The organism is Paenibacillus sp. EB106-04-04-XG159, assembly GCF_058791835.1.
The window spans coordinates 66,636-92,340 of the sequence record NZ_JBYTDY010000012.1; the positions used below are offsets into that span (position 1 = coordinate 66,636).

Genomic DNA, 25,705 nt, shown 5'->3' on the forward strand with positions numbered 1-25,705 from the left:
GTTTATGTTAGAAAATCCAGATTAGCGGCTTCACCCAATTCGCGATGAATACAGTCTGATGCAAACCGGATCGTAAATGTCGTTCCTTCTCCGATAACAGATTGTACCGCAATGGTATGCCCCAATCTCGCGCACACCTGCTTGACTAGGTACAGCCCCATCCCCGTCGCATCTCCTTCCTTGCGTCCGTTCTCTCCCGTGAAGAAGGCGTCGAAGACACGCGGGATGTCATGTCCAGCTATGCCGATCCCCTCATCACTCACATGCAGCAGGGCTCCAAACGAGGTCTGTTCAATGTGAAACAGAATCGACTTGGCGTCCTCTTTATCCCGTGAATACTTAATCGCATTAGTAATTAATTGTGTTAATATGAACTGAAGCCACTTGTCATCACTCTCTACATCTACGTCCTCACCCGTTATTTTCGGATATATCTGAGATCGAATCAACGATTTCTTGTGCTGGTTAATGACCTGTCGGATCACATGCTGAAGGGAAACACGCGCTACACGCAGATCGAGTTCGAACTTTTCAAGTCGAGCTGTATGAAGCATCATTTCCAAGCCGCGCGTCAGCCGTTCAGTCTCTTCACTTACGCTTTGCAGCAAGTTCCCCACGGCCTCTTCATCCAACGCTGTTGGCTTCTGTTGTGTGATCAGATTCAGCACCGAGACAGGCGTCTTCATATGATGAACCCATTGGTTGGTAAAATGAACGTGCTGCTCCCGCTGCTGGCGCATCATGAGGAGTTCATTCATATAGGCGCTGTATTGTCGTTTCACTAAAGCCAGTACTAAGGATTGTTCCTCTGTTACTGGATTCTGCATGCACAGGGTAAAGTCACTGTCGGAGTTATGCTGGGATGAATTCTTCATTTCTTTATACCATTCCCGCTGGCGCATATAGTCAAACACGAGGCCGCCTGATAAGATGATGAAACCAAGCACGAACGCGTATAAGATGCTTGAACCGCGCACGAACTGCTGACCTGTCTCTATATCAAGGTACAGCACTAAGAGTGACATTATCAATGCGAAAAGCCATGCAATGATTAGCACGGCACGATCTTTCAGATATGACATTGGATTCATTCAACTTCACCCGCTTCCGTCCAGCTCGGCAGTAGACGGTAACCTTGACCACGAACAGTCTCGATCGCCTTCGTAATCCCAATCTCCTCCATCTTCTTCCGCACACGAGTCACATTGACTGTTAAAGTGTTGTCATCTACAAAGTCAACGTCGTCCCACAGGGTCTCCAACAGTGTTTCACGAGAGACGATATGATCGACTCGCTCCATCAGACAATCCATCAGCAGAGCTTCATTCTTTGTTAAATCTACGCTTTTATCTTGCCACTCTAGCGTGTTCTTCGTCCGGTGCAGCACAAGTCCGTGAACCTTCACTTCTTCGCCATTGCCGTTCGCTTGACCTGCATACTCACCGTAGGAGCGTCGAAGCACTCCCTTCACCTTCGCTAACAATACATCAAGATGAAACGGCTTGGTAATGAAGTCATCGCCCCCATTTTCAATAGCCATTACTTGATCCATTTCTCCAGTTCGAGCAGATACAAATATGATTGGAGCATTCGTCGTCTTGCGGAATTGTCTACACCAGTAGAATCCATCGAATGCAGGCAGATGAATGTCCAATAGAATCAGATCTGGTTGTGCGGCGCGCAAATCAACATCCAACGCTCTAAAGTTAGTCGCTCGTGTGACATGATAATCATATTTTTCAAGACTCGTTTGCAGTATCGACCCGATCTTATCATCGTCTTCCACTATCATAATACGGTACATCATGAATTCCTCCGATTTATAATTTCAGTATGTATTAGACGAACGATATCTGCTCATCACTTCACATTGAATAGTTGAAGCATGAAACTTTCTAAGTCTATCCTTACTCCTATATTGTTGTAGTATGGGCAAATTCATGGGCGAGCATGAACCAAAAAGGAGACCAACTCCACCCGCCAGGTGATTGGCCCCCTCCATGAGCTGTACTTCAATTATTAGCTATAAAATGCTGATCTCAACTAGTTGTCGCCGGCGCCTGGAACGTAACGAGAATTCCGCCCTCTCCTGCATACGTACCGATCACAGGTCCCATGTTAACGACCATCACATTATCAAATGGATACTGGTCCAAAAATTCGTCCATAAACTGTTTAGCTCGCTCTTCGCAATTCGAATGCGCGAATGCGACCCAACCCCGATCCGCATGAGACCAAGCGTCACCCACTTTATCGATAAGCCGCTTTAGAGTACGCTGTGTTCCACGCACCTTTTCCATCATATCAATCGCACCTTCTTCGCTCGCACACATCAGCAGCTTAATATTAAGCATCGAAGCTACAGTGCCTTTAATACGACTTAGACGTCCACCGCGAATCACATTCTCCAGCGTATCAAGAGTGAAATAAGTTCGAGTCTGTTTAATACAATGCTTAAGCTTTGTTTGCATCTCATGCAAGCTGTCCCCAGCCTTTGCCATAATCGATGCTCGAATAGCCAGCAATCCAAGTCCCATGGATGCCGTCTTTGAATCAATGACCTCTACACGGTTAGGATGACCTTCTTCTTCATACAAATCTTTCGCCATTAAGGCATGATTATACGTACTGCTTAATTGTGAAGTCATACATAGCACGAGGATATCCTTAGAAGAGTCCAATGATTGGTAAATATTCAGAAAATCGCCAGGCGAAGGGCTTGAGGTCTTGGGCAGCTCCTCTTGATCCTTCATCTTGTTATAAAAATTGCCGGTGTCCATGTTAGAATTATAGGACCCCTGTTCAAAATGTACATAAAGTGGCACTATGTTAATCCCGAATTGCTCCGCAAGTTCTGGAGTCAGATCAGAGCTACCGTCAGTAATGATATGAATGGCCATGTTAATCCCCTGTCTTTCATATAGTCGACATCACCTTATCCGTCTCTATTATTATATAGGTGTCTAGAAGGGTTTACAACGGCTAAAAGAAGGCATTACCGCGTTATTCGACAATTACTAATTTTTATCTCCACGAACAAAAAACTGCCTCATGCGCAAGCATGAGACAGGAGGTCAACCCTTATTAACTTATTCACCTTGATTATACGTTTGGCTTGAATACATCGTGGTCAACATAACGCTCGCCGTTCAGCTCGCTGATGACATTGATCGCAACCTTGGCGCCATCGCCTGCCGTAATGATCGTATGCATGCTTGTGCCGGCACCCGTACCTGCCGCCCATACACCAGTCATCGAAGTGCGGCCGTCGCTGTCAATGGCAACGACCGTTGCAACCTTCGGCTCACGGCCAGGAGCAGTGTTAATTCCGCTTGCAGTCACGACATCCATACCGAAACCGGATGCGATGATCACATGCTTCGCCTCATAGATATTAGCCTGTTCCGTCCTCACTTGCAGACCATCAGCTGTGGCCTCGATCATCATCGCCCGATCATCCACGAATACAGCTCCAAACTTCTCAGCCTGCGATCTTCCAACTGCAAGCAAGTCCGGACCCGATAACGCTTCCGCACCGTAATGATTCTCAAGCCATGCTCGGCGGGTTAAACCTTTGTCATTGTCAATTACAACTACCTTCTTACCGGCTTTAGCCACAAATATAGCAGCACTGCCCCCTGCTGGTCCTGCTCCGATAATGACAACATCTAACATCGCGATCATTCCTCTCTGTCGCCTTAGCTGCATCAATTCATTAGGATCATCATTCTTGTCTACCATTAACCTCAATTGTTTTCATGTGAACCAACATTGTCTAAGATGATTGTTCCATGTTGTAAGTGTCGGAATCAGAACTTTGTTCGCAAGGTGATGCTGCTCCCTGTCCATCTTCAACCCATGCTTCTGCCCAAGTCGTTATCGATTGCATCACTGGCAATAGAGCAAGTCCCTTCTCAGTCAGAGCGTATTCTATACGAACTGGTGTCTCAGGATAGACATTGCGTTGAACAATCCCTGCGCATTCAAGGTCTTTCATCCGTTCACTCAACATTTTGTCGCTCATGCTAGGTATGAGAGAGGAGATGTCCTTGAAGCGTTTAGGACCGCTGAGCAGCCCCATAATAAGCAGACCATTCCAACGCTTACCTAATATGCAAAATGCAGCTTCAAATCGCGGACACAGACCTACAGCCTGCTGTTCCATATTTCATTCCTCCTTTCAACTTACAAAATGTAAGCAAATAGATTTTACCATATGTTTAGTAAAAAATAAACATACTTAAATGAAGCTCTACGCATGAAGTTTTTTGAACTTTCTCGTGAAATTAGTTACAATATTTCTATATCGAATCGTACGAAGGAGATGAACTTTATTGAATTCTGATCATACCACTTGCAGCTCTGCTGACATGACGCTGACACAGAAGCGACCGCGCATTACCGTAATCGGAAGCTTGAATATGGATTTGGTCACCATCACGAATATTGTGCCTCAAGCAGGTGAAACCGTAAGCGGTGAATCCTTCTTCACACTATGCGGCGGCAAAGGAGCTAATCAAGCTGTTGCTTGCGCTCGACTTGGAGCAGAAGTACATATGCTCGGCTGTGTCGGCAATGACAGCTTCGGCGCAGATATGATTCATAATCTGGAGCAGCAATCCGTCAACTGTGAGCAGATTCGCAAGTTGGATGGCGTTTCATCCGGCATTGCTGTCATTACGATCGCGGACGGTGACAACCGGATCATCGTAGTACCTGGTGCGAATGGCCAGCTTAAGCCTGAAGCTATCCTTGAGCAAGAGCAGCTTATAGCTGAATCCGACTTAGTGCTGCTTCAGTTGGAGATTCCGCTTGATACGGTCGCTGAGGCGGTACGAATTGCAGTGAAGCACAAGGTCCCGATCATGCTCAATCCTGCGCCAGCAGATCAATTGACTCCTGAACTGATGAACAGCATCACTTGGCTAACTCCGAACGAGCACGAATTAATGCTGATGTTCGGTGCTGCAGCTGATCATAAAGCAGACGAAAGCAATACCGCATATCATGAGCTCATCTCCCGGATGCCAGGACGAATCATTATGACCAAGGGCGGAGACGGTGCTCTGTGGTGCAATGCCGACGGTGTCATCTGCCACACCAAAGGCCATAAAGTCGAAGTCGTCGATACGACTGGTGCTGGCGACACATTCAACGGCGCACTGGCTGTTGCGCTCGCCGAAGGCAGATCTTTAGATAAAGCCGTGGAATGGGCGGTCGCTGCAGGCGCTCTATCCGTTATGAAATTCGGCGCGCAGGGCGGAATGCCGCTTCGTTCCGAATTAGATCAGTGGATGAAACGATAGAATGATAGAATGATCGGGGCTCATTTCCCTTTGTATATTAATTAGAAGAAACTGAAATGAAGAGTGATAGAATAAGCCACTGAAGAACGTCGCTTCAGTGGTTTTTTTATATTCAGTCTGCAAGTTTCAGTGTATTTTGGTGTATATTGGGATATTTAACTACAGATGTAATAAAGGTAATTATTGCTATATTTCTATTATTATACTATATTTTACCTATGGATGATTCTGGTAAATCAACTTCATATTAACTTCGCACATCTCACTTTGCCTTCCACATGATGTATCATCCGTCATTCGAGTTCGTGGAGGTGAGTCAACTAATCCTCGTATTTACGCTATACCTTCCTGCAACCAAGATGCCTACATGACTATTTCCCTTAAGAAGTATTACATGAGTTGAGAGGAGAATTATATTTGTTTAAAAAATGGGTATCTGGCATTCTAGCAGCTTCATTAGCACTAACGCTCTTCTCGACTTCTGCTCTTGCAGCACCAAACGCTGCTAAAGCACCATTCAAGTCTAACTTGGATATTTCCTCCGTGCAGCTTTCTGATGAAGCTAAGGAGCGACTTAAGGCAATCGAATTGGAGCAAAGGCTTAATCTGCCTGCTCGAAGCTTTCTTCCGCAATCTGACGGCAATGAAATGATCTCTGTCATAGTAGAGTTAAGAACAGATCCGCTTATCGTTCATGAAGCGAAGTGGAAGATGTCTCAATCAAACTCTTTCTCTGCTCAAGGAAGCTTCGATGTCAATCAATTCGCTGCTCACCTTACTAAAATAGTAACGGAGCAAAGTGAATTCCAGAGCTATACGGAGAATCAGCTGCAAGCGCAAGTTACCCAAACATATGACACGGTATTCAACGGAATGGCGATGGAGATCGCAGCCAACAAAGTTGATGTCTTACTATCTAATCCATTAGTTAAGGCTGTATATCCAAACAACGAAATGTTTGCTTCTCCAGTCGAGCATGCATCTGCTTTAAAAACCGAACAATCAGTTGCTGAATATATTGGTGCCGGTGCATTCTGGAATAAAGACATTCATGGTGAAGGCATCAAGGTAGGTGTATTGGATACTGGAATGGATTACAATCACCCAGATCTTAAACCCAATTATATTAAAGGCTATGACGCTTATGATAATGATCCCGATCCATTTGAAACTCGCCCTGAAGATCGTCCTGATGACTGGCCCCATATCAATGAAAGAGGCAGTACTTATGAAACGACGCACGGTACTCATGTAGCAGGTATCATTGCAGGTAGTGGTGCTGTTGCGAACGGCATGAAGGGTGTAGCACCAGAAGCTGACCTATATGCTTATCGCGTCTTGGGTCCTTATGGTTCAGGCTCTACCGAAAATGTACTAACAGGTATCGAACATGCTGTAGAAGATGGAATGGATGTTCTCAACCTGTCGCTCGGTTCGGAAGATAACGATCAATACAGCGCTGATGCGGTAGCATTGAACAATGTGATGCTCAAAGATATCGTCGTTGTAGTTTCAAGCGGCAACTCAGGTCCAGGACATAGTACTGCTGGAACTCCTTCCGTTGCCGAAACCGTTATCTCGGTTGGTAATACTACCCTTCCTACATTAAGCCCCACCTTTACACTATCAGGAAAAACTTATATAGGGGATATGATAGCTAATTCCGTAGAACTTGGTGATCTTGTCAATCAATCATTGCCGGTTGTACATGCTGGCCTAGGCAGCGTTAAAGACTTTGAAGGAATTGATGTTAAGGATAAGATTGCTTTGATTCAGCGCGGGGGATTTTCTTTTGGTGAAAAGGCATCTAACGCTCAAAAAGCTGGCGCCAAAGCAGTTATTATCTATAACAACACTGCAGGTTATCTGAGCAGCGTAACGTTAGGTGACTATAAAGTAACAATCCCTGCTATGGGCGCCAGTAAAGCAGACGGTGAGTTATTAGTAGCAAGCCTCAAAGCTGATCCAGAGTTAAATGTAACACTCAATAATAAGCTTGAAGCTGACTTGGTGAACGACTCCAGCTCTCGCGGACCTGCCCTTCCAAAGTTTAATTTAAAACCTGATATTTCCGCACCTGGTACTGCGATCCGTTCCACTCTCCCTGCATATGACGGAAACCACGTGAATGCATACGGCGAGAAGTCAGGTACAAGTATGGCAGCACCTCAAGTTGCTGGCGCAGTCGCCTTGTTGAAGCAGTACAACAGCGATTGGAGTGCAATGGACATCAAGACACTGCTGATGAATACATCCAAGAACTTGGTTGATCGCACAGGCACACAATACAGCTACTCCGCACAAGGTGCTGGTCGTATTGACTTGAACAAAGTGCTTGAAGCACATGTCATCGCTAAAGTGAAGGATGTTACAGATGCGGTCTACACAGAAGATGATACCGACTACATCACGGGCAGCTTGTCCTTTGGATTGGTTAAACCCGGAGACTCAGTAACGAAGAATGTCTATCTGTCAAGTATCGACGGCACTGCTTATCAATACACGATTCAGAAAGAACTAGCAACAGGATCCCTTACACCTTCAGTGACAACTCTAGTATACGATGCTAATCCTGTTACGCCTGACATAACTGAATTTAAAGTAACCTTAATAGTACCTGCTGGCACTAAAGACGGCTATTATGAAGGATCTGTCAAGCTGGTAAACGCAGCTGATTCAACAGATATTATCCGCTTGCCACTCTCTTTCACGATCGGTAGTCCGCTGCGATTAAACACATTCGTCATCTCTCCTAACGACGATGGTTCGTATGAAAAGCTCGACTATCAGTACATGCTTGCAACCCATGCAAAGCAGTTTGATATTGTATCCGAAATGTTGGATATAGTGACTGGAGAAAATGTGGATCAAGATGGTGCAATCTATACCGGTACAGATTTGAAACCTGGAGTCCACAGCTTCACATGGGATGGCTCTATCATCAGTGATAGCAATGGTAATACTGTCGTTAAAGATGGTCTTCATCTATTGACTCCATATGTAAACAAAGAGATAGTAAATGGAGATAATTACAGCAATACTCAATTGTACATTGCTGATACCACTGCTCCAACTTATACCAATGAAAAGTTCACCTATTCTTCTACTACTAAGAAAGCTAATATAAGCGGTACTATAACAGGTGATTTGTTCATTGACCTAGCTAAGAACGGATGGCTAAAAGATTCATTCAACTTGAATCTTACCACTCTTCCTCAAGTTGTTGGAGTAGCTGCTGTTGATGCGAATGGTAAGCCACACTTTGCTAAAGTAGATGCTCAAGGCAACTTCACTGTTGAGGTTCCATTGAATGATGGTACTAACAACATCGATGTTTATGTGTACGACATGCTAGATAACGGCTCATATAAACCAGCATTTACTAAAACAGCTAAGGTTGGCGGTTCTGGCGATGGCTACATTCCTACAGTCCCTACCAGCCCAGATGATAACGCCATTAAATCCGGTGTCAAAGTAGTAGGACAATTAAAGAAATCTGCTGACGGTAAAACAGCAGATGCCACAATGAACTCCGACTGGCTGAAAGAGCAATTGAAAGATGAGAAGTCGAAGGCTGTTACATTTGACCTTACTTCCTTGACATTAACATCTTTCGAACAAGTAAACGTCAAGTTGAACAAGGATGATTCAGCTGCGCTGATTAAGTCTGGCAAAGATCTGATCATCAACGGCAAAAGCTTTGACATAACGATTCCTGCTGCAGCCCTTGAGCAATTCCTCAAGGACGGTGCTTTGGTAGTGTCCTTCGCTGCAGTTGAGAAAGATGTTAACTTCAAAGCTCTTGATGGAGCTGTGAAGAAGACTATGGCTTCTCCGCTTGTTACATTAATTAATGTACCTGACAAGCTGAAAGCTGCAGTTACAATTACTTGGAATCCAGCTAAAGATGCATTCACTGATCTGCGCAAAGCAACTGCGTACAGCAAACAGTCCGCTGATGTATGGAACTACCTTGGCCTGCAAACGGTTCAACAGGATGGCAGCTTCATCCTCAGCACAACACAATCCGGTACTTATGCAGTAATTGAAAATGTAGTTTCCTTCACCGATATCAGCAAGCATTGGGCAAGCGACTTCATCGAAGTCATCGCGGCTCACAACATCATGAAAGGTCTCGGAAATAACAAATTCTCACCTAACACTGCTGTTACTCAAGCAGAGTTTGCTACGATGCTAGACCGTATTCAAGGCAAAGGCGATACTTGGTCTACCCGTTCCAAGGAAACAGGTGAGAATCAGAAGCTGAGCCGCGAAAATATGGTGCAGATGCTGGTAGCCGCAATTGGAGCAGACTTGACTAAAGTTGATACAAAGCTTACATTTGCTGACCAAGATAAGATCTCGAAAGACGCTAAAGCAGCTGTAGCCTATGCTGTGCAAAACGGTTGGATTATCGGCAAAGGCAATAATAAGTTTGATCCTACCGGTACTACAACTCGCGCTGAAGCAGCTAAGATCTTGTACACTTTCCTGAAGATGAGCAAGCATATCTAATTTAAGATGAGCCTGGACTTGCTAGCATAGCAAGTTCGGGCTTTTCTATTCACAATTTATTCCTTGCTACAGCCTGGAATATAACATAAAATATATATGGTGTGACTTCCATATTTTGTACATACAACCCAATTACTATTGTAGGAGAAGCTGCTAATGGCTACAATTTATGATATCGCCCGATTGGCGAATGTATCTGCCATGACTGTATCCCGAGTCATCAACAAGACAGGCCGTGTCAGCGAGAAGACACGAATGAAAGTACAGCAAGTGATGGATGACATGCATTATATCCCCAATTCGATTGCAAGATGTCTTGTTACGCAGGAAAGTAAGGTCGTTTCTCTCTTAATTACGGATATTTGCAATCCATTCTTTACGACGATGGCTCGCGGAGCAGAGGACGCCGCTCTACAGCACGGTTACCGACTAATGTTTGGCAATAGTGATGAGCAGCTGTTGAAGGAACGTCATTATGTCGAGATGATCTTATCGATGAAGGTCGATGGGGTGCTGTTCGCAGCCAGCAATGATATGTCAGTCGAACATTTACAGTGGCTTGAGCAGCGAAATGTTCCTTTTGTCCTAATGGACCGTGAAGTTCCTGGAATTCAAGCGGATACAGTTCGAGGCGACAGCCGTACAGGAACGAAGCAGATGATATCTCGATTAATTCAGATGGGTCATACGCGCATCGGACTCGTTAATGGACTGCATTATATTTCAACCGCGCGAGAGAGACGCCTTGGATACATAGAAGCTCATGTAGAAGCTGGGATTCCGATTCAAGAGCGTTACATGACCGAGACTAGTTATATTCCAGGCAATCAGTCCAACTTGATTAAGGATTGGTTTTCGGAATATGAAAATGAGAGACCAACTGCAATATTTGCAGCAAACAATCTGCAGGCGCTATCCATTATGAAGGAAGCTCGTGAAATAGGGCTAAGTATACCGGAAGATTTATCGGTAGCTTGCTTTGACGAATTAGGCTATCTGGAGGATGCCAACCCCTTCTTATCTGTCGTCTCACAGCCTGCATATGAATTCGGGCAGCTTGGATTCAAGCTGTTGCTAGAGCGAATGATGAACAGCAATCTCCCTCCACGGATTGAAACACTGCCATGCGAGATTAAGATCCGAGATTCCGTCATCTCCCGTACATCCGAGTTAGTTTCCCCTATTGCCCTTCTTTCCTAGCAGCATATTCACCCGTACTAGCAGCTTCCTCATCACAGTTGGCTGCAATTGGTACGGGTGTGTTGCTTTTAGATGAAATTAAACAATCCATGAATAAGGAGGATTCAGGATGACGGATTCTAGCATGTTGACACCTAGCTGGGGCGACGGGAACTTGCACTTCCTCAGCTTGTTGGAAGCGGAAACTCCTTTCCTGCTCATTGATGAGTGCCGCGTGGACACGAATGTCGCCCGTATGGCTGATCGTGCTGCTCAGCTCGGTGTCAAGCTCCGCCCGCATATTAAGACACACAAGATGCCTTATTTTGCACAGAAGCAATTGGAGCAAGGCGCGTGCGGAATAACTGCTGCGAAGGTATCCGAGGCTGAAGTGATGGTTGCTCATGGTATGAAGGACATATTCATCGCTTATCCATTAGTCACGGCATCCAAGATTAAACGAGCATTGTGTCTGATGAAGGAAGCGAGGATTCTGTTAGGCATTGATAGTATCGAATGCGCGAACCGACTTGAGCAAGCCGCAGCCGCACGCAATCTGATGATTGAAGTTAGAATCGAAGTTGATACCGGTTTGAGGAGAACAGGCATTAATGCCTCACAGATGTTGGAGTTGGCCCAACATATCGCGAACTGCCAGCATCTAAAGCTTCACGGCATCTATACTTTTCGCGGGGCTATCTTCCAAGGTGAACCGACCATGGATCTGCAAATGGCAGGACATGACGAAGGCAGGACGATGGCTCGCTATGCTGACATGCTGCGTGAAGCTGGACACGATATACAGGATGTCAGCGTGGGATCTTCCCCGACAGGACTGTATGCGGCTGAAGTTCCAGGTGTCACGGAGATCCGTCCAGGAACCTACATATTCAATGACCGCATGCAGGCTGCATTCGGAGCTGCTTCCATGCAGAATTGTGCAGCGTCGGTCATTGCTACCGTTGTGAGCTGCCCGTACGAAGACCAGATCGTCATCGACGGCGGAAGCAAGGCATTCGCGACAGATGTACCGCCGAACGCAGCACCCCTATATTTGCAAGGCTATGGCCATATCCACGACATGCCGAGTGCTGTACTTCAGCGCTTATCCGAAGAACACGGCATCATTCATGTTCCTCCTGGACATCCATTTCGCATCGGAGACCGCGTCTCTATTATTCCTAACCATATATGCAGCACGGTGAATCTTTACAATGAAGCTTGGATTGTCGATGCTGGATCAGTACGTAGGCTTCCAATCAGCGCCAGGGGCCACAGCTGGTAACCCTTGCGCCGCAGCATATTATTCATCTGCCGGGGAGGGTTAACATATGCTTGACACGATTATTAAGCATGCACGAATCGCTGACGGTACAGGCAATCCTTGGTACTGGGGAGAAATCGGCCTGAAAGATGGCATGATTGCTGAAGTTGGAACACCCGAATCAATCAATACCGAAGCAAGTAAGCTTGTGGATGCCCGCGGCGAGGTCGTTGCTCCTGGCTTCATCGACGGTCATTGCCATTCTGATCTCATGATTATGGATTATCCCGATAGTATCATCAAGCTTCAACAGGGTGTAACGACTGAAATCGTCGGCAACTGCGGTCTAGCTCCCGCCCCATTCATGACTGAACGCGCAAATATGCTGATGGAATACATTACACCTGTAATTGGCAGCACAAGCAAACCGTGGTCCTGGAACACTGTCGGACAATATATGGACGCTGTCACTGCTATTAAGCCTGCCGAGCATATGGCTACATTTGTAGCGCACGGCGCGCTGCGCATCGGTGTGATGGGCTTTGAGAACCGACTGCCAACCGACACCGAGCTCGATGCGATGCGCGCGATCGTACGCGAAGGCATGGAGGCAGGAGCAATTGGTTTATCAATCGGGCTGCTGTATGCCCCTGGCAGCTACGCAGATAAACGAGAGATTGCTGAGCTGTGCAAAGTGGTGGCGCAATATGGCGGGATTCTATCTACACATATTCGCGGTGAAGGCATGCATCTGTTGGCATCGATCGAAGAAGTTATATGGATCGCCGAGCATTCGGGTGTCGCGCTGCATGTTAGTCACTTGAAAGCGGCAGGAAGACGGAACTGGGGCCAAGTGCTCGCTGCGCTCGAAATGATCGAATCCGCGCGCAGCCGTGGAATGGATGTGACGTGCGACGTGTACCCATATGACGCCGGCTCGACAACATTGACGACTGTTCTCCCCCCTTGGATTCTGCAAGGGGGATTAGCAGGAGTGATGGAAGCGCTGCAGCAGCCCGCTGTCCGCAAGCGATTGCATATCGAGCTGGCCGAAGAGCAGCAAGATTGGGATAATCTCGTTGCGTCCACCGGCTGGCACAGCATCGTGATCTCAGCCGTTCACAGTGATCGCAATAAGGAACTGGAAGGCAAATCGATATCCGAAGTCGCTGAGCTTCGCGGAATACATCCCATTGATGCGATGATGGACCTGCTGCTTGAAGAGCAAGGCAAAGTAACGATCGTGTATTATCATATGTCTGATGACGACGTAGAACAGGTTATTCGTTATTCACAATCGTTAGTTGCTTCTGACAGCTTGCACTGTGAAACTGGCAAGCCTCACCCGCGTTTGTATGGTACTTTCCCTAGATTGTTTGCGAAGTACGTACGTGAACGCCGCACGCTCAGCTTGGAGGAGGCTGTTCGCAAGGTAACTTCCTTCCCCGCTTCCCGTTTCCGCTTAGGCAAACGCGGACTGCTTGTTCCCGGCTATGCCGCCGACTTGACGATCTTCAACCCGGACACCGTTCAGGATACGGCTACTTATGCGGAGCCACGTCAATATCCGGACGGGTTCTCTCACGTATTCGTCAATGGGAAGCATACGTTGGCGCACGGACAATTTCTGAACCAGCATGCGGGCGGTATGCTTCGTGCTGCACGGACTGCCAGGTGCTGCAGTCACCCATTTTCCAGCTAATTATACGATTCTATTACGAAGGAGCGATTAAGATATGAGTCGAGCAGAACAACGCTTGCAGGAGCTTGGGATTACATTGCCAGAGGTTGGTGAACCAAAATTCTCTTACCTTCCCGCCCGCAGAACGGGACAGCTTGTCTACACTTCTGGCATGGATTGCCGAGTGGATGGGAAATTGATGTATGAAGGCAAAGTCGGCGCTGACCTGTCGATCGAGCAAGGTCAAGAAGCCGCCCGTCAATGTATTATTAATGCGCTTGCTGTTATTAAAATGGAAATCGGCTCTCTCGATCGCGTGAAACAGGTCGTCAAGTTGCTCGCATTCGTGAACAGTGCTCCGGGCTTTGCAGATCAGCCATACGTCATTAACGGCGCTTCCGACTTTCTGATTGAGGTGTTCGGTGATGCAGGCAAGCACGCCCGCTCTGCTATAGGCACGAGCGATCTGCCATTTCACACTCCGGTCGAGATAGAAATGATTGTAGAAGTAGAGTAGCCAACGAATTCACAACAAAGTTTTCACTCCAACACCGCATGTATGCCGCACCCTTTCAGCTGTTATAGTTGGAAGGGTTTTCTTTTTTTAGTTGTTAATTATGGATATACTTACTAATTGACCAATTGCAAAATAATAGGTAGAGTAGATATACCTTTTTACTACTCCTTCAACGCATAAAAGCGTGTAAGCATAAATGATAGAAAGTATGAAAGAGAAAAAGAAAACGAGACAAACAAAAAAAAGAGACATCACGTATAAAAGGCAGTCTGCCGGATGTCATCATTCAAGGGGTGAACAGCTATGAATTCAAAGCATCACGACACATCCTCTGACCCACTTCGAGAGGAATCTACATCAAACACCGTTACATTTAAACAGAGCTTAATTATTTTCATACTAGTTATGAGCTGGCTTCTGCTAACCATTCTAGTCTGGAAAGCAGAACCGCATCTGCCGTTATTAATCGCAACAGTCACAACTGGAATTGGACTTATGCTGTGCGGACAATCCTGGAAGCAAGTCGAGCAATCCTTGATCAAGGGTCTGCAAGCTTCTGTAATGCCCGCTATCCTGCTCGTCTTAATCGGCATCCTGATCGCCGTCTGGATGATGAGCGGCACCGTTCCAACGTTGCTTGTCTATGGAGCTAATTGGTTTCAGCCCCAATGGTTTGCATTAAGCGCCATGCTGTTGACGATGGTGGTATCTATGTTCGTCGGCAGCTCGATCACAACGGTCGGTACATTCGGCGTAGCTTTAGTAGGTATGGCAGCTTCTATGGGCATTAACACGCATCTTGTTGCTGGAGCGGTCGTTTCTGGCGCCTGCTTCGGTGATAAGATGTCGCCATTGTCCGACACGACCAACTTTGCATCAGCAGTAGCGAGAGTACGCATGAACGACCATATTCGGAACATGACGAAAACGACGATACCAGCCTTCCTGCTCACTTGTGCGGCTTTCTTGTTCTTCGGTCATGTCGAGAATACAGATCTGACGCAGTTGGGCGCGATGAAGCAAGCGATGGACGAATCATTTAATATTCATCTGATTGCCCTGCTGCCGCTCCCTATCGTCCTAATTGCAGCGATACGCCGTGTTCCTATCCTGCTTACACTGCTGATTGGAATCGGCAGCGGACTGCTCGTTGTCGGTATTATCCAAGGAAACTGGGATATCCCGTCTTGGCTCCAGGTGATGCAGTATGGCTTCAACGCCGATATCGCCAATGAGTCCGTTGCACGTATCGTTAACCGTGGAGGCATAATGTCGATGATGGGCTCGATCGCCTTAATTGGCATCGCGTTTGCCTTCGGCGGCCTGCTGCAGAACGGCGGTGTTATTCAAGCCTTATTCAACCGCATCATTCAACCGATCAAGCGCAAAGAAACGCTTGTCGTGTCGACTGGCATCAGTTCTATCGGAGTAAACTTCCTGACAGGTGAACAGTATATGTCCATTCTTCTGCCAGGCCAGATGTTTGAACAGGAGTATGAGCGTCGGGGAATTCCACGTCTAACACTGTCTCGAACATTGGAAGATTGCGGGACACTCGTGAACCCGCTCATCCCTTGGGGAGTTAGCGGCGCTATGATGACGAGCGCTCTCGGGATGACGGTAATGGACTATGCTCCATATGCCTTCTTCCTCTGGATATCGCCGCTCTGTACGTTCGCATTTGCGCTTCTTCCAGGGTTGAAGCGTAAGACACTGAATGAATAGCTGAAGCATTGCTACCATCGTTATAGCCATCATATAGATTAATCTGTCCGTACATCAATGCGAATGCATGGGATGTGCGGACTTTTTAGTTCATGTTACAGAGAGCTCCTGCTAAGCATCGGCACGGGGCGCATTCATGTTTACCGCCATCGGCACTTGAATCTGATGCTCCTTGCGATAGGCTGTTGGCGAATCACCATACGAACGCTTATACATCTTCGAGAAGTACAGCGCATCTAGATACCCTACTGAGGATGCGATATGTTCTACGGACAGCTTCGTCGTGATCAGAAGCGTGCGTGCGCGCTCCATCCGAAGCCGAATAAGCATTTGGATCGGTGTCTCACCCATAATCTCATGAAACATCTTCGAAAAATAAGTCCGATGATAGCCAAATTGCTGTGCTAGCTGCTCGATCGAAATCGGAGTGTTGTACCGCAGCGTCATGTAACGTACAGCCTCTTCTACTTGTCGTTCTAAGTCGGAACGAACTTCAAGGCCAATTGCATGATGATGCTGCTTGGACTTGCTAATATCAACTAACGCCAGTCTCAATAGAGCCTCTGCCTCAAGATCCCCCATCTTTCCGCCGCTAATAAGCGCGTCCTGGGTACGTCGAAATAAACAAGTCACGTGATCATCCTGTTCAAGGTGAATAATGGGTAGATGGGGTCCTACTCCTATATCCGACAATAAGCTTTCAGCCAATGTTCCACGAGAGGCAACCCAGAGATACGACCATGGATCATTTTCATCAGCCTGATATGTGACCAACTCACTCGGAAATATAAAAAAGCAGTCTCCTTTATGTAAATGATAGGTAGTGCCACGCGAAGTAAACGTCCCGCGTCCCGAAACAATGATATGAATTAGTACATAATCCAGAATGATGGGTCCAGCGATGTGACCGCCATGAGTTTGCGAATTACCGCTAAACAAAACGGTTAATTCCCCTTTGCTGGGCGAATGATTAATCGTGAGCTGTGCTGTTTCAGACACCGGACGGCCTCCCTAATATAGTATGAATATCATTTAGCCTCATAAGAATAGAATAAATCTGACGCTATATTTTACACACTCCGTCCAGCAGCATTTGGCATAAGCATGTATTGCTTCTATTGTATCTTGTTTACGTTCTCAAGACTACACCGTTCCTAATCACAAATAACAGCACTGCGTCATAAGCTGTATACACAGAGCCTTTTGCTGTCATTCATAGCTCCGATATTTTGATTTCGCCAACAGAAAAAAGGACTTTACCCTGAGGTTCATATTCGAACTCCAAGGCAAAGCCCTCCCGCAAGTACATGTATTCAACTTATGAAGTACATATTATGTTGCACTACGCACTACGCGCTATGGGCATCTGCTTTCACATGCGCAGAACTCTTGCGTCTCTTACTGATGCCGACCAGAACAACAAATGCTACAACAAGTGCCTCGAATCCGTACTTAACGAACGGATCTGTAAAGAATGGCGCCAGAAACTTCTCGCCTACAAACATCTTAGCTGCCGTCCAGCCCAATACTGCTGAACCAACTAATATGATCCACGGGAAACGCTCGATGAGCTTCAGAACGAGTGTACTTCCCCACACTACGACAGGAACCGAAATCGCGAGACCAAGTACAACGAGAAGCATATCGCCATCTGCCGCGCCTGCTACTGCCAATACATTGTCCAGCCCCATTGCGGCATCCGCAATAATGATCGTTCGAATCGCCGCCCATATGCTGACGCCAGCTTTGACGTCATGATCTTTCTCTTCGGCTACTAGCTTAATCGCGATCCAGATTAATAACAGCCCCCCGATCAGAAGCAGGCCAGGGATCTTCAGCAGCCACACGACAGCCATCGTTGCAATGATACGGATGACTACTGCTCCAACTGTCCCCCATACAATAACTTTCTTCTGATCCGCCTTCGGCAAGTTGCGAGCCGCAAGACCGATAACAATCGCATTATCCCCTGCAAGCACTAAATCAATGAGGACGATCGACATCAACGCTGTAAAAAAATCAACACTAAAAAAATCCACCCATTCTCCTCCTCCGAAATCTCTTCGTATACTTTAGTGCTTTAACATGAAAATACCGTTACCCCCACGAGGTAACGGTCAAATAAAAAGAGACCTCTACCGTCAGTGGGCAAAGGTCTCGCAAACAACGTTCTACGTTGCCAGTAAAGCCGAGGATCGCAGCCCGCGATTCCCGTAGTGACGACTTTACTGTACAGCTACTCCCCTTTAAGGAGATTATCATGTTTTTCAATGTTCTTATGATATCACGCTATTTTTTTCAGTTCAAGAGAAAAATTACTAATTTTCCACCCCCTTGTTGAGGAAATGACCTGAATTGGGTAATATAGGCTCATACGCAACGAAGGAGGTAAGAAACCATGAATTCTTCACAAGAAGCCTCAACATATGAACTAGCTACCTTTGCTGGAGGTTGTTTCTGGTGTATGGTGACACCCTTTGAACAGCTCCCCGGTATTCAACGGATTGTGTCCGGATATACAGGTGGACGAACACCGGATCCTACATATAAGGAAGTATGCACAGAAACGACAGGACATGCAGAAGCTGTCCAAATTACCTATAACCCTGAAATATTCCCCTATGAGAAGCTGTTGGACATCTTCTGGCAGCAGGTCGATCCTACGGATGCTGGCGGTCAGTTCTTCGATCGCGGTTCTTCTTACCGTACAGCGATCTTCTACCATAACGAGAAGCAGCATGAGCTTGCTGAGCGTTCGAAGCAGGCATTAGAAGCAAGCGGCCGCTTTACGAAACCAATCGCAACCGAGATCGTTCCTGCCAGCACCTTTTACGAGGCGGAGGATTACCATCAGAATTATCATTTGAAAAATGCTGCGCACTACAAGCGTTACCGCAAGGGTTCTGGACGTGACGCATACATCAAACAGCATTGGGGAATCGGCGAAGAGGAGCGCGCTCTTCTCAAAGAGCGCTTAACGCCAATGCAGTATCATGTAACTCAGAAGAACGGTACCGAGCCTGCATTTCAAAATGAACTGTGGGATCACAAAGAAGACGGAATTTATGTCGATGTCGTCTCAGGGGAACCATTGTTCAGTTCTCTGGATAAATTTGATTCGGGTTGCGGTTGGCCGAGCTTCACGAACCCGATAGCTCCCTTCCATGTCGAAGAAAAGATGGATTTGGCCTACGGAATGATTCGCACTGAGGTTCGCAGTAGATTGGGAGATTCTCATCTAGGACATGTGTTTGATGACGGACCTGGCCCCAATGGTCTTCGATACTGTATTAATTCAGCAGCACTCCGGTTCATTCCAGCTACAGATCTGGAGAAGGAAGGCTATGGACAATTCAAATCATTGTTCAACTCTAAAAAATAAACAACAGCCCTTGCAGCCACTCGGATCGGTATCCGCTTCTGCAAGGGCTGTATTCTATATTCCGCTTCTCTATTTCCAGTATAAGGAATGGTTTTACTCGTGATTGCTGAGCCCAATTCAAGTATAATAAAATGTGGTCTGCATATAACACATATGATTCGAAGTGTAAGCAATCAGGAGGGACATACATGGCATCCATTAGGATATTTTCGGATAGCACTTGCGATCTGCCCCGATCGTTAATTGAACAATATGATATTGGCATTGTACCTTTATATGTAACGTTTGGTGATACATCATACAAGGATGGCGTGGATATGAGTCCCGCTAAATTATATGAACAGGTTGAGCAATGCGGAGCACTTCCTAAGACGGCTGCTCCTTCACCTGCAGATTTTATGAACCTGTTCAAACCAGTAGTCGCTAATGGAGATGATGTCATTTACATTGGACTGTCTTCTCATCTATCATCAACGATTCAGAATGCAACTATTGCATCGCAGATGTTGGAAGACGAGCCAGGCAAGATTACGGTAATTGACTCCTTAAACCTGTCGACTGGTATCGGACTGCTTGTGCTGCGCGCGGTGAAAATGGTTGAAGAAGGCCATTCTGTAGATGACATTAAAGCGCATATAGAAGAATTGCGCAAACATGTCGAAACTGAGTTTATCATCGATACATTGGATTACTTGTATAAAGGCGGCCGCTGCAGCGGTCTGCAGAATCTGCTCGGCACATTGCTGCGTATCCGTCCCGTTATTAAAGTCATCGACGGTAAGATGACGCCGACGAACAAGATTCGCGGCAAACGTGAGAAAGCGCTGGAACAGTTGCTGAACAACGCGCTGCACATGAAGGATCAGATGGATAACGATACGATATTCGTTACACACTCTTTCTCCGATGCTGACGCAAAGTATTTAAAAGAGCAGTTGGAGCTTCAAATAGGCGCTAAGCACGTATTTATGTCTGACGCAGGTTGTGTCATCTCCAGCCATTGCGGTTCAAATACAATTGGAATTGTGTTCACAAAGAAAAGCTCATAATTGACGAACAATACATAAGGCGCAGCAGCCGCTCCCATGTCTCAGCATGGAACTGGTTGCTGCGCCTCTATGTTGTCGATAGCTGCAATTCCTTAACCCTGTTCAGGACCTTGCCATCTGACGGCCTGCTTGTAGGGATCATTCTTTGCATCTTGATCATATTCACGCTTGAGAATACCCATGCTCACGATGTCTTGCCACTGACCGTTTCGGTATAGTCTTTCCCGCATGCGGCCTTCCTCTATAAATCCACATCGCTTATAGCAGCGGTATGCGCGTTCATTATAGCTGTAGACGTCTAATTGAATGCGATGAAGACCGAGTTGCTCATACGCTACTGCCATTAATAAACGAATCGCCTCTTCACCGATTCCCTTTCCCTGGTGATCCTTAACTCCAATCGAAATGCCGATTGTCCCTGTGCGATTCTTCCAATCCACCGACATATCGATCTGACCTATGTAAGCCTCGGTTTCCCGATCCGCGATAATATATGCATGCAAATTCGGATTAGATGACATCATATCCTGAATAAAGGCTTCTGTCGTCTTCTCGGCATGCGGTCGCAGGAACATATCATGCAGCCCTGCTGTAACTTCGCCGTCATTCACCCATTTTCGAATATGCGGCAAGTCGTCCATACGATACTCTCTTAATCTTAATCGATTACCAATCCAGTGGGGCATGATCTGCCTACCTTCCTTTTCTTAAAATCAGAACAAAGGCCACAGCTTAGCTACAACCTTTCCTTCAACAGACGATAAGGGTACGGATCCGAAAGCGCGGCTGTCACTGCTTATCTCACGATTGTCTCCAATGACAAACACTTCTTGATCAGGTACAGTATAAGGCAGTGTCATGCCGTTGGGATAGGTTTCACCCCATACATAAGGCTCATCCTGCACAACGCCGTTCACGATTAATTGACCATCCTTCATATCAATCGTATCGCCAGCGGTAGCGATTACACGCTTAATTAGCCTTCGGCCCGTCTCTGGCTCGTGCAGAATAACGACCTCACCTTTCTGAGGTGACTCCAAGTAATAGATCCACTTATTCTCCAATAGGCGATCACCCGGGTCATATGTATGCTGCATCGATTTCTGATTAACTACGATTTGCGCATATGCGACCTCCTGAATCAGAAAACTAATGCCAACCCCTAACATGATAATTAGCGCATATTGTCGAATTGCTTTCCAGTTCATTCACTTCGTCCTTTCGCCATGGAATAATAATACCTAGCAAATCTAGTACCTGCTAGATAAAGCGATAGCCAGCACTCTTAAATCTACTATAGCAATCGAGCCAGCTGAAATAAGAATCCCTATGAAAATGAAGGGAATATATAGTATTATACTGAACTATGTTATAAACTTCTACATACGGAAAAAAGGCCAAGTTCATCAACACATGATCATGAACTTGGCCTACTAGAAATCCTATATGCTTTGCTGTTGATTAACTCAAAACTAGCGTTTGCCTGCTTCGTATGAAGTTCCGAGCGCAGCTGGCGAATGTGAGCGCTTGGAAGTAAAGATCAATACGACCAAAGTCGCTACATAAGGAAGCAGGTAGAACACTTCTGTCGGAATACTCTGCGCGAAATCGAACAACTGCATCTGGTCTCGGAGTGCTTGCGCGAATCCGAAGAACAATGCCGCTCCCATCGCTCCAATTGGATGCCAACGACCGAAGATAACCGCTGCAATCGCGATAAACCCTTGACCTGAAATTGTATGGTAGGAGAAGAAGCTCTGTACGGTCAGGGTAATCGTAGCTCCGCCGAGGGAAGCAACCATACCTCCGACTAATACGGCCCAGAATCGCATCCGGTTAACACGGATACCTGCCGTATCCGCGGCGCCTGGATGCTCACCTACCGCGCGAAGCCGCAGTCCGATCGGTGTGTGGAACATGATGTAATATCCGATACCACACATCGCAAGCGCGATGTAAGTCACGGGATAAGCCTTGAAGAATACCGTTCCTATGAATGGTATATCCGACAAGAAAGGCACATTCCATTTATCGATCTTAGTCATTAACATCGGCGTATCAGCCGCACCGTCAAACAACAGCTTCACCAAGAAGAAGGTGGAGTTGAGCGCCAGCATGTTGATGACGACCCCGCTGACAACCTGATTAGCTTTGAAGGTGACGGAAGCAACTGCATGCAGTAAGGCAAATAGCAATGTAAAGATCGGTGCTGCAATAAATCCAATCCATGGCGTAATCCATGGAATTGATTCAAACAATCCAGATGACTCTGCATAATGAGCGGCAACCCCAGCCGCGAATGCACCTGATATCATGAAGCCTTCGAGCCCTAGGTTAATAACACCAGCGCGCTCTGTAATCAATCCACCGAGCGCGGCGAATATTAGCGCAGTTGCAAATGCTAACGAACCATTAAGCAGAAACGCTATTGTTTCCATCCGAGCTCACCTCCTTTCGCGATTTGCGAGAACGGAAGTTCAACAGCATTCGGATAATGCCTGGAGCTGCTGAGAAGAAGATGATGATGGAGATAACCATCCGAATAACTTCACCCGGCACATCTGCACCGAAGCTCATGCCCGTCGCTCCGTACATTAATACGCCGAACAATGTTGCCGCGAGCAATATGCCAATCGCCGTGTTCATCCCCAACAAGGCAACGGCAATCCCATCGAAGCCGAGGCCCGAAGTCGCTGGCGAAATAGCCATGTACTTGAATACGCCTAGAATCTCGAATGTTCCAACCATACCGCCGAGCATACCGGAGATAAAGAAGGAGCGCTTAATGACTGTATTTACTTTAATACCTGCATAATGCGCTGCATGCGGATTAGATCCTACAGCGCGGAATTCGTATCCCCATGTGGTCTTATTCATGAAGTAGGCATAGAAGATCAATGCCAGAATAGCCAGCAGGAAGCCCCAGTGAATACGTGCGCCGTCCATTAGATTAATTAGCCATGGTATATCGATGCTTGCTGAATCCTGGATCAACTTCGAACGCTGTGTGCCAGACTCCTCCATGAAGACACGAATCACGATATGGCTGATATATAGAGCGGTCCAGTTTAACATGATACAAGTGATAACTTCATTAATGCCGCGGGTCGTCTTGAGCCAGGCAACCAGCCAACCCCATATGCCCCCTGCAAGCGTACCTACGATGATAGCTACAATTCCGTGCAGCACAGGCGGGAGATCGACGAAATAACCTACGAGCAATGCACCGAGAGAGCCCATAACGATCTGGCCTTCTACCCCGATATTAAACATCCCTGTACGGAATGCGATTGCAACCGCTAAGCCAGTCATGATCAATGGAACGATGGTTCGCAGCGTTTCCCCGAAGTCATACAGGTTACCTACAACCGTATCAAACAAGGAATAGTAGGCTAATAACGGGTTATAGCCCCCTACGAGCATGATGACTGCCCCTATGAGCAAACCTATTAAAATTGAGAGCAAGGATATCCATACGGACTCTTTTGCTAAGCGTGACAGCAGTCCCTGTTGTTTAGACATGCGCAGCACCCCCTACTTGCTTGCCAGCCATCATTAGTCCAAGCTCTTGCTCATTCGTTTTCTGCGGCGTCGTCTCTCCGACGACTTGACCGTTAAACAAGACGATGATGCGATCCGCAACGTTCATGATTTCTTCAAGCTCAAACGATACTAACAGAACGCCCTTACCTGCATCGCGCTCAGCGATCAGCTGTTTATGCACGAATGATATAGCCCCTACGTCCAAACCGCGTGTCGGTTGAGCCGCAATCAGCAGCTTCGGCATACTCTCGATCTCGCGAGCGATAATGACCTTCTGCTGATTACCGCCGGATAATGAGCCAGCTGTCACTTCACTTCCAGGAGTTCGAATGTCGTACTCTTCGATATAACGTTCCATTTCTTTGCGAATCGCATCATGATTGAGGATACCCTTGCGGCTCCACGGAGATTTGAAATACGATTTCAGTACACCATTTTCACTTAGAGTGAAGTCCAGCACTAATCCGTGCTTGTGGCGATCCTGCGGAATATGGCCGACACCGCTCTCCGATACTTCGCGCGGCCCCCTATTGTTAATCTCCTTGCCGTTAAGAAGGACAGAGCCCTGATCGATCTTCCTCATCCCGCTGATCGCTTCAACAAGCTCCGACTGGCCGTTGCCGTCGACTCCCGCGATGCCGACGATTTCCCCTGCCTTCACGTTGAATGATAGATTGTTCAACTTCTGATAACCCGAATCATCTCGCGCGTTAATCCCTTTCACTTCGAGCATCACTTCGCCAGGATGAGCTTCGCTCTTATCCACCTTCAGCTTCACGTCATGTCCAACCATCCGTTCGGCTAGCTGTTGAGGGGAAGCTTCAGCAACCGTCAACGTATCGATAACCTTGCCTCTTCGGATAACAGTACAACGGTCAGCCGCCTCCATGATTTCTTTCAGCTTATGAGTAATGAGAATGATCGACTTACCTTCATTCGCTAATTTGCGCAGTATGCCGAGCAACTCTGTAATTTCCTGCGGAGTTAGTACGGCTGTCGGTTCATCGAATATGAGGATGTCCGCGCCACGGTATAAGATCTTCATAATTTCGACTCGCTGCTGCATGCCTACAGAGATCGAATCTATTCTAGCATTGGGCTCCAGATTTAGCTTATAAGCATCTGACAGCTCCTTAATTCGCTTGGCCGCCGTCTTCTTATCAAGACTAAGACCGCGCTTCTCTTCCATTCCAAGCATAATATTTTCGGTAATAGTAAAGGTTTGTACCAATTTAAAGTGCTGATGCACCATTCCAATTCCCAGTTCAATCGCTTTACTCGGCGTGTCCATCGCAACTTGCTTGCCATTAACCCATATTTCACCTTCATCCGGCTTATACAAGCCGAATACCATATTCATCAAGGTGGACTTCCCTGCTCCGTTCTCGCCGAGCAGCGCCAGTATCTCACCTTTATGCAGCTTCAAATCGATATGATCGCTAGCCAGCACACCTGGAAACCTTTTGGTGAGTCCCTTCAGTTCTAATACTACTTCCTGCTGTTCTGCCATGAGAATTCCCCCTTACAACAGGGGCTGTCTCAAA

General features: G+C 46.7%; 21 protein-coding genes. 9 read left to right on the forward strand and 12 right to left on the reverse strand.

Annotated elements, in window-relative coordinates:
- Positions 1-2: 2 nt before the first annotated feature.
- The 5 genes from AC3WTP_RS15665 to AC3WTP_RS15685 form a co-directional block, all read right to left on the reverse strand.
- Positions 3-1,091 carry a sensor histidine kinase gene (locus tag AC3WTP_RS15665; RefSeq protein WP_492395559.1) on the reverse strand — a complete coding sequence of 363 codons (1,089 nt, stop codon included), beginning with the start codon at positions 1,089-1,091 and terminating at the stop codon, positions 3-5.
- The gene (locus tag AC3WTP_RS15670) at positions 1,088-1,804 is read right to left on the reverse strand and encodes a response regulator transcription factor (RefSeq protein ID WP_492395645.1); all 717 of its coding nucleotides are present in this window, start codon (positions 1,802-1,804) and stop codon (positions 1,088-1,090) included. Before AC3WTP_RS15670 ends, AC3WTP_RS15665 begins: the two co-directional genes overlap by 4 nt.
- Before the next feature lie 235 nt (positions 1,805-2,039).
- On the reverse strand, positions 2,040-2,900 hold the full coding sequence (locus AC3WTP_RS15675) for a DegV family protein (RefSeq protein WP_492395560.1): 861 nt from the start codon (positions 2,898-2,900) through the stop codon (positions 2,040-2,042).
- A gap of 202 nt (positions 2,901-3,102) precedes the next feature.
- A complete protein-coding gene (locus AC3WTP_RS15680; RefSeq protein ID WP_492395646.1) occupies positions 3,103-3,675 on the reverse strand; it encodes an FAD-dependent oxidoreductase in 573 nt (190 codons plus the stop codon).
- A 100-nt stretch (positions 3,676-3,775) separates the two neighbouring features.
- Positions 3,776-4,165 carry a winged helix-turn-helix transcriptional regulator gene (locus tag AC3WTP_RS15685; RefSeq protein WP_492395561.1) on the reverse strand — a complete coding sequence of 130 codons (390 nt, stop codon included), beginning with the start codon at positions 4,163-4,165 and terminating at the stop codon, positions 3,776-3,778.
- A gap of 169 nt (positions 4,166-4,334) precedes the next feature.
- Between AC3WTP_RS15685 and rbsK the strand changes: the two genes are divergently transcribed.
- The 7 genes from rbsK (at position 4,335) to nhaC (ending at position 16,187) form a co-directional block, all read left to right on the forward strand.
- Positions 4,335-5,306, forward strand: coding sequence for a ribokinase (gene rbsK / locus AC3WTP_RS15690; protein WP_492395562.1), 972 nt, complete (start codon positions 4,335-4,337; stop codon positions 5,304-5,306).
- Positions 5,307-5,723: 417 nt separating this feature from the next.
- Positions 5,724-9,821 carry a S8 family serine peptidase gene (locus AC3WTP_RS15695; protein WP_492395563.1) on the forward strand — a complete coding sequence of 1,366 codons (4,098 nt, stop codon included), beginning with the start codon at positions 5,724-5,726 and terminating at the stop codon, positions 9,819-9,821.
- Between the two features lie 156 nt (positions 9,822-9,977).
- Complete coding sequence (locus AC3WTP_RS15700) at positions 9,978-11,021, forward strand: LacI family DNA-binding transcriptional regulator (RefSeq protein WP_492395564.1); 1,044 nt, start codon at positions 9,978-9,980, stop codon at positions 11,019-11,021.
- Between the two features lie 109 nt (positions 11,022-11,130).
- Complete coding sequence (locus AC3WTP_RS15705) at positions 11,131-12,285, forward strand: alanine racemase (RefSeq protein ID WP_492395565.1); 1,155 nt, start codon at positions 11,131-11,133, stop codon at positions 12,283-12,285.
- Between the two features lie 46 nt (positions 12,286-12,331).
- A complete protein-coding gene (locus AC3WTP_RS15710) occupies positions 12,332-13,966 on the forward strand; it encodes an N-acyl-D-amino-acid deacylase family protein (RefSeq protein ID WP_492395566.1) in 1,635 nt (544 codons plus the stop codon).
- A gap of 34 nt (positions 13,967-14,000) precedes the next feature.
- Complete coding sequence (locus AC3WTP_RS15715) at positions 14,001-14,462, forward strand: RidA family protein (RefSeq protein WP_492395567.1); 462 nt, start codon at positions 14,001-14,003, stop codon at positions 14,460-14,462.
- Positions 14,463-14,765: 303 nt separating this feature from the next.
- Complete coding sequence (gene nhaC, locus AC3WTP_RS15720; protein WP_492395568.1) at positions 14,766-16,187, forward strand: Na+/H+ antiporter NhaC; 1,422 nt, start codon at positions 14,766-14,768, stop codon at positions 16,185-16,187.
- Positions 16,188-16,298: 111 nt separating this feature from the next.
- Here nhaC and AC3WTP_RS15725 read toward each other — a convergent pair whose 3' ends face one another.
- Together AC3WTP_RS15725 and AC3WTP_RS15730 are read right to left on the reverse strand one after the other, a co-directional pair.
- A complete protein-coding gene (locus tag AC3WTP_RS15725) occupies positions 16,299-17,186 on the reverse strand; it encodes an AraC family transcriptional regulator (RefSeq protein ID WP_492395569.1) in 888 nt (295 codons plus the stop codon).
- 350 nt (positions 17,187-17,536) lie between these two features.
- A complete protein-coding gene (locus AC3WTP_RS15730; RefSeq protein ID WP_492395570.1) occupies positions 17,537-18,226 on the reverse strand; it encodes a TerC family protein in 690 nt (229 codons plus the stop codon).
- A gap of 359 nt (positions 18,227-18,585) precedes the next feature.
- On the opposite strand from AC3WTP_RS15730, the gene msrA reads away from it, so the two are divergent.
- Together msrA and AC3WTP_RS15740 are read left to right on the forward strand one after the other, a co-directional pair.
- Positions 18,586-19,569 (forward strand): peptide-methionine (S)-S-oxide reductase MsrA, encoded by a 984-nt coding sequence (gene msrA / locus AC3WTP_RS15735; protein ID WP_492395571.1) that lies wholly within the window; start codon positions 18,586-18,588, stop codon positions 19,567-19,569.
- A gap of 188 nt (positions 19,570-19,757) precedes the next feature.
- Positions 19,758-20,618, forward strand: coding sequence for a DegV family protein (locus AC3WTP_RS15740; RefSeq protein ID WP_492395572.1), 861 nt, complete (start codon positions 19,758-19,760; stop codon positions 20,616-20,618).
- A gap of 92 nt (positions 20,619-20,710) precedes the next feature.
- On the opposite strand, the gene AC3WTP_RS15745 is transcribed toward AC3WTP_RS15740, so the two are convergent.
- The 5 genes from AC3WTP_RS15745 to AC3WTP_RS15765 all read right to left on the reverse strand — a co-directional run bounded on the left by AC3WTP_RS15745 (position 20,711) and on the right by AC3WTP_RS15765 (position 25,671).
- Positions 20,711-21,304: a GNAT family N-acetyltransferase gene (locus AC3WTP_RS15745; RefSeq protein WP_492395573.1), complete on the reverse strand. Its 594-nt coding sequence runs from the start codon at positions 21,302-21,304 to the stop codon at positions 20,711-20,713.
- Positions 21,305-21,331: 27 nt separating this feature from the next.
- A complete protein-coding gene (lepB, locus tag AC3WTP_RS15750; RefSeq protein WP_492395574.1) occupies positions 21,332-21,826 on the reverse strand; it encodes a signal peptidase I in 495 nt (164 codons plus the stop codon).
- 264 nt (positions 21,827-22,090) lie between these two features.
- The gene (locus AC3WTP_RS15755) at positions 22,091-23,056 is read right to left on the reverse strand and encodes an ABC transporter permease (RefSeq protein ID WP_492395575.1); all 966 of its coding nucleotides are present in this window, start codon (positions 23,054-23,056) and stop codon (positions 22,091-22,093) included.
- Positions 23,031-24,140 (reverse strand): ABC transporter permease, encoded by a 1,110-nt coding sequence (locus tag AC3WTP_RS15760; RefSeq protein WP_492395576.1) that lies wholly within the window; start codon positions 24,138-24,140, stop codon positions 23,031-23,033. The genes AC3WTP_RS15755 and AC3WTP_RS15760 overlap by 26 nt, the downstream gene beginning before the upstream one ends.
- On the reverse strand, positions 24,133-25,671 hold the full coding sequence (locus AC3WTP_RS15765) for an ABC transporter ATP-binding protein (protein WP_492395577.1): 1,539 nt from the start codon (positions 25,669-25,671) through the stop codon (positions 24,133-24,135). The genes AC3WTP_RS15760 and AC3WTP_RS15765 overlap by 8 nt, the downstream gene beginning before the upstream one ends.
- Positions 25,672-25,705 lie beyond the last annotated feature (34 nt).

Bases quoted from the DNA above. Each gene is read 5' to 3' on its own strand.
- AC3WTP_RS15665 (WP_492395559.1), bottom strand. From the start codon at position 1,091: ATGAATCCAATGTCATATCTGAAAGATCGTGCCGTGCTAATCATTGCA.
- AC3WTP_RS15670 (WP_492395645.1), bottom strand. From the start codon at position 1,804: ATGTACCGTATTATGATAGTGGAAGACGATGATAAGATCGGGTCGATA.
- AC3WTP_RS15675 (WP_492395560.1), bottom strand. From the start codon at position 2,900: ATGGCCATTCATATCATTACTGACGGTAGCTCTGATCTGACTCCAGAA.
- AC3WTP_RS15680 (WP_492395646.1), bottom strand. From the start codon at position 3,675: ATGTTAGATGTTGTCATTATCGGAGCAGGACCAGCAGGGGGCAGTGCT.
- AC3WTP_RS15685 (WP_492395561.1), bottom strand. From the start codon at position 4,165: ATGGAACAGCAGGCTGTAGGTCTGTGTCCGCGATTTGAAGCTGCATTT.
- AC3WTP_RS15700 (WP_492395564.1), top strand. From the start codon at position 9,978: ATGGCTACAATTTATGATATCGCCCGATTGGCGAATGTATCTGCCATG.
- AC3WTP_RS15705 (WP_492395565.1), top strand. From the start codon at position 11,131: ATGACGGATTCTAGCATGTTGACACCTAGCTGGGGCGACGGGAACTTG.
- AC3WTP_RS15710 (WP_492395566.1), top strand. From the start codon at position 12,332: ATGCTTGACACGATTATTAAGCATGCACGAATCGCTGACGGTACAGGC.
- AC3WTP_RS15715 (WP_492395567.1), top strand. From the start codon at position 14,001: ATGAGTCGAGCAGAACAACGCTTGCAGGAGCTTGGGATTACATTGCCA.
- nhaC (WP_492395568.1), top strand. From the start codon at position 14,766: ATGAATTCAAAGCATCACGACACATCCTCTGACCCACTTCGAGAGGAA.
- msrA (WP_492395571.1), top strand. From the start codon at position 18,586: ATGAATTCTTCACAAGAAGCCTCAACATATGAACTAGCTACCTTTGCT.
- AC3WTP_RS15740 (WP_492395572.1), top strand. From the start codon at position 19,758: ATGGCATCCATTAGGATATTTTCGGATAGCACTTGCGATCTGCCCCGA.
- AC3WTP_RS15745 (WP_492395573.1), bottom strand. From the start codon at position 21,304: ATGCCCCACTGGATTGGTAATCGATTAAGATTAAGAGAGTATCGTATG.
- lepB (WP_492395574.1), bottom strand. From the start codon at position 21,826: ATGAACTGGAAAGCAATTCGACAATATGCGCTAATTATCATGTTAGGG.
- AC3WTP_RS15755 (WP_492395575.1), bottom strand. From the start codon at position 23,056: ATGGAAACAATAGCGTTTCTGCTTAATGGTTCGTTAGCATTTGCAACT.
- AC3WTP_RS15760 (WP_492395576.1), bottom strand. From the start codon at position 24,140: ATGTCTAAACAACAGGGACTGCTGTCACGCTTAGCAAAAGAGTCCGTA.
- AC3WTP_RS15765 (WP_492395577.1), bottom strand. From the start codon at position 25,671: ATGGCAGAACAGCAGGAAGTAGTATTAGAACTGAAGGGACTCACCAAA.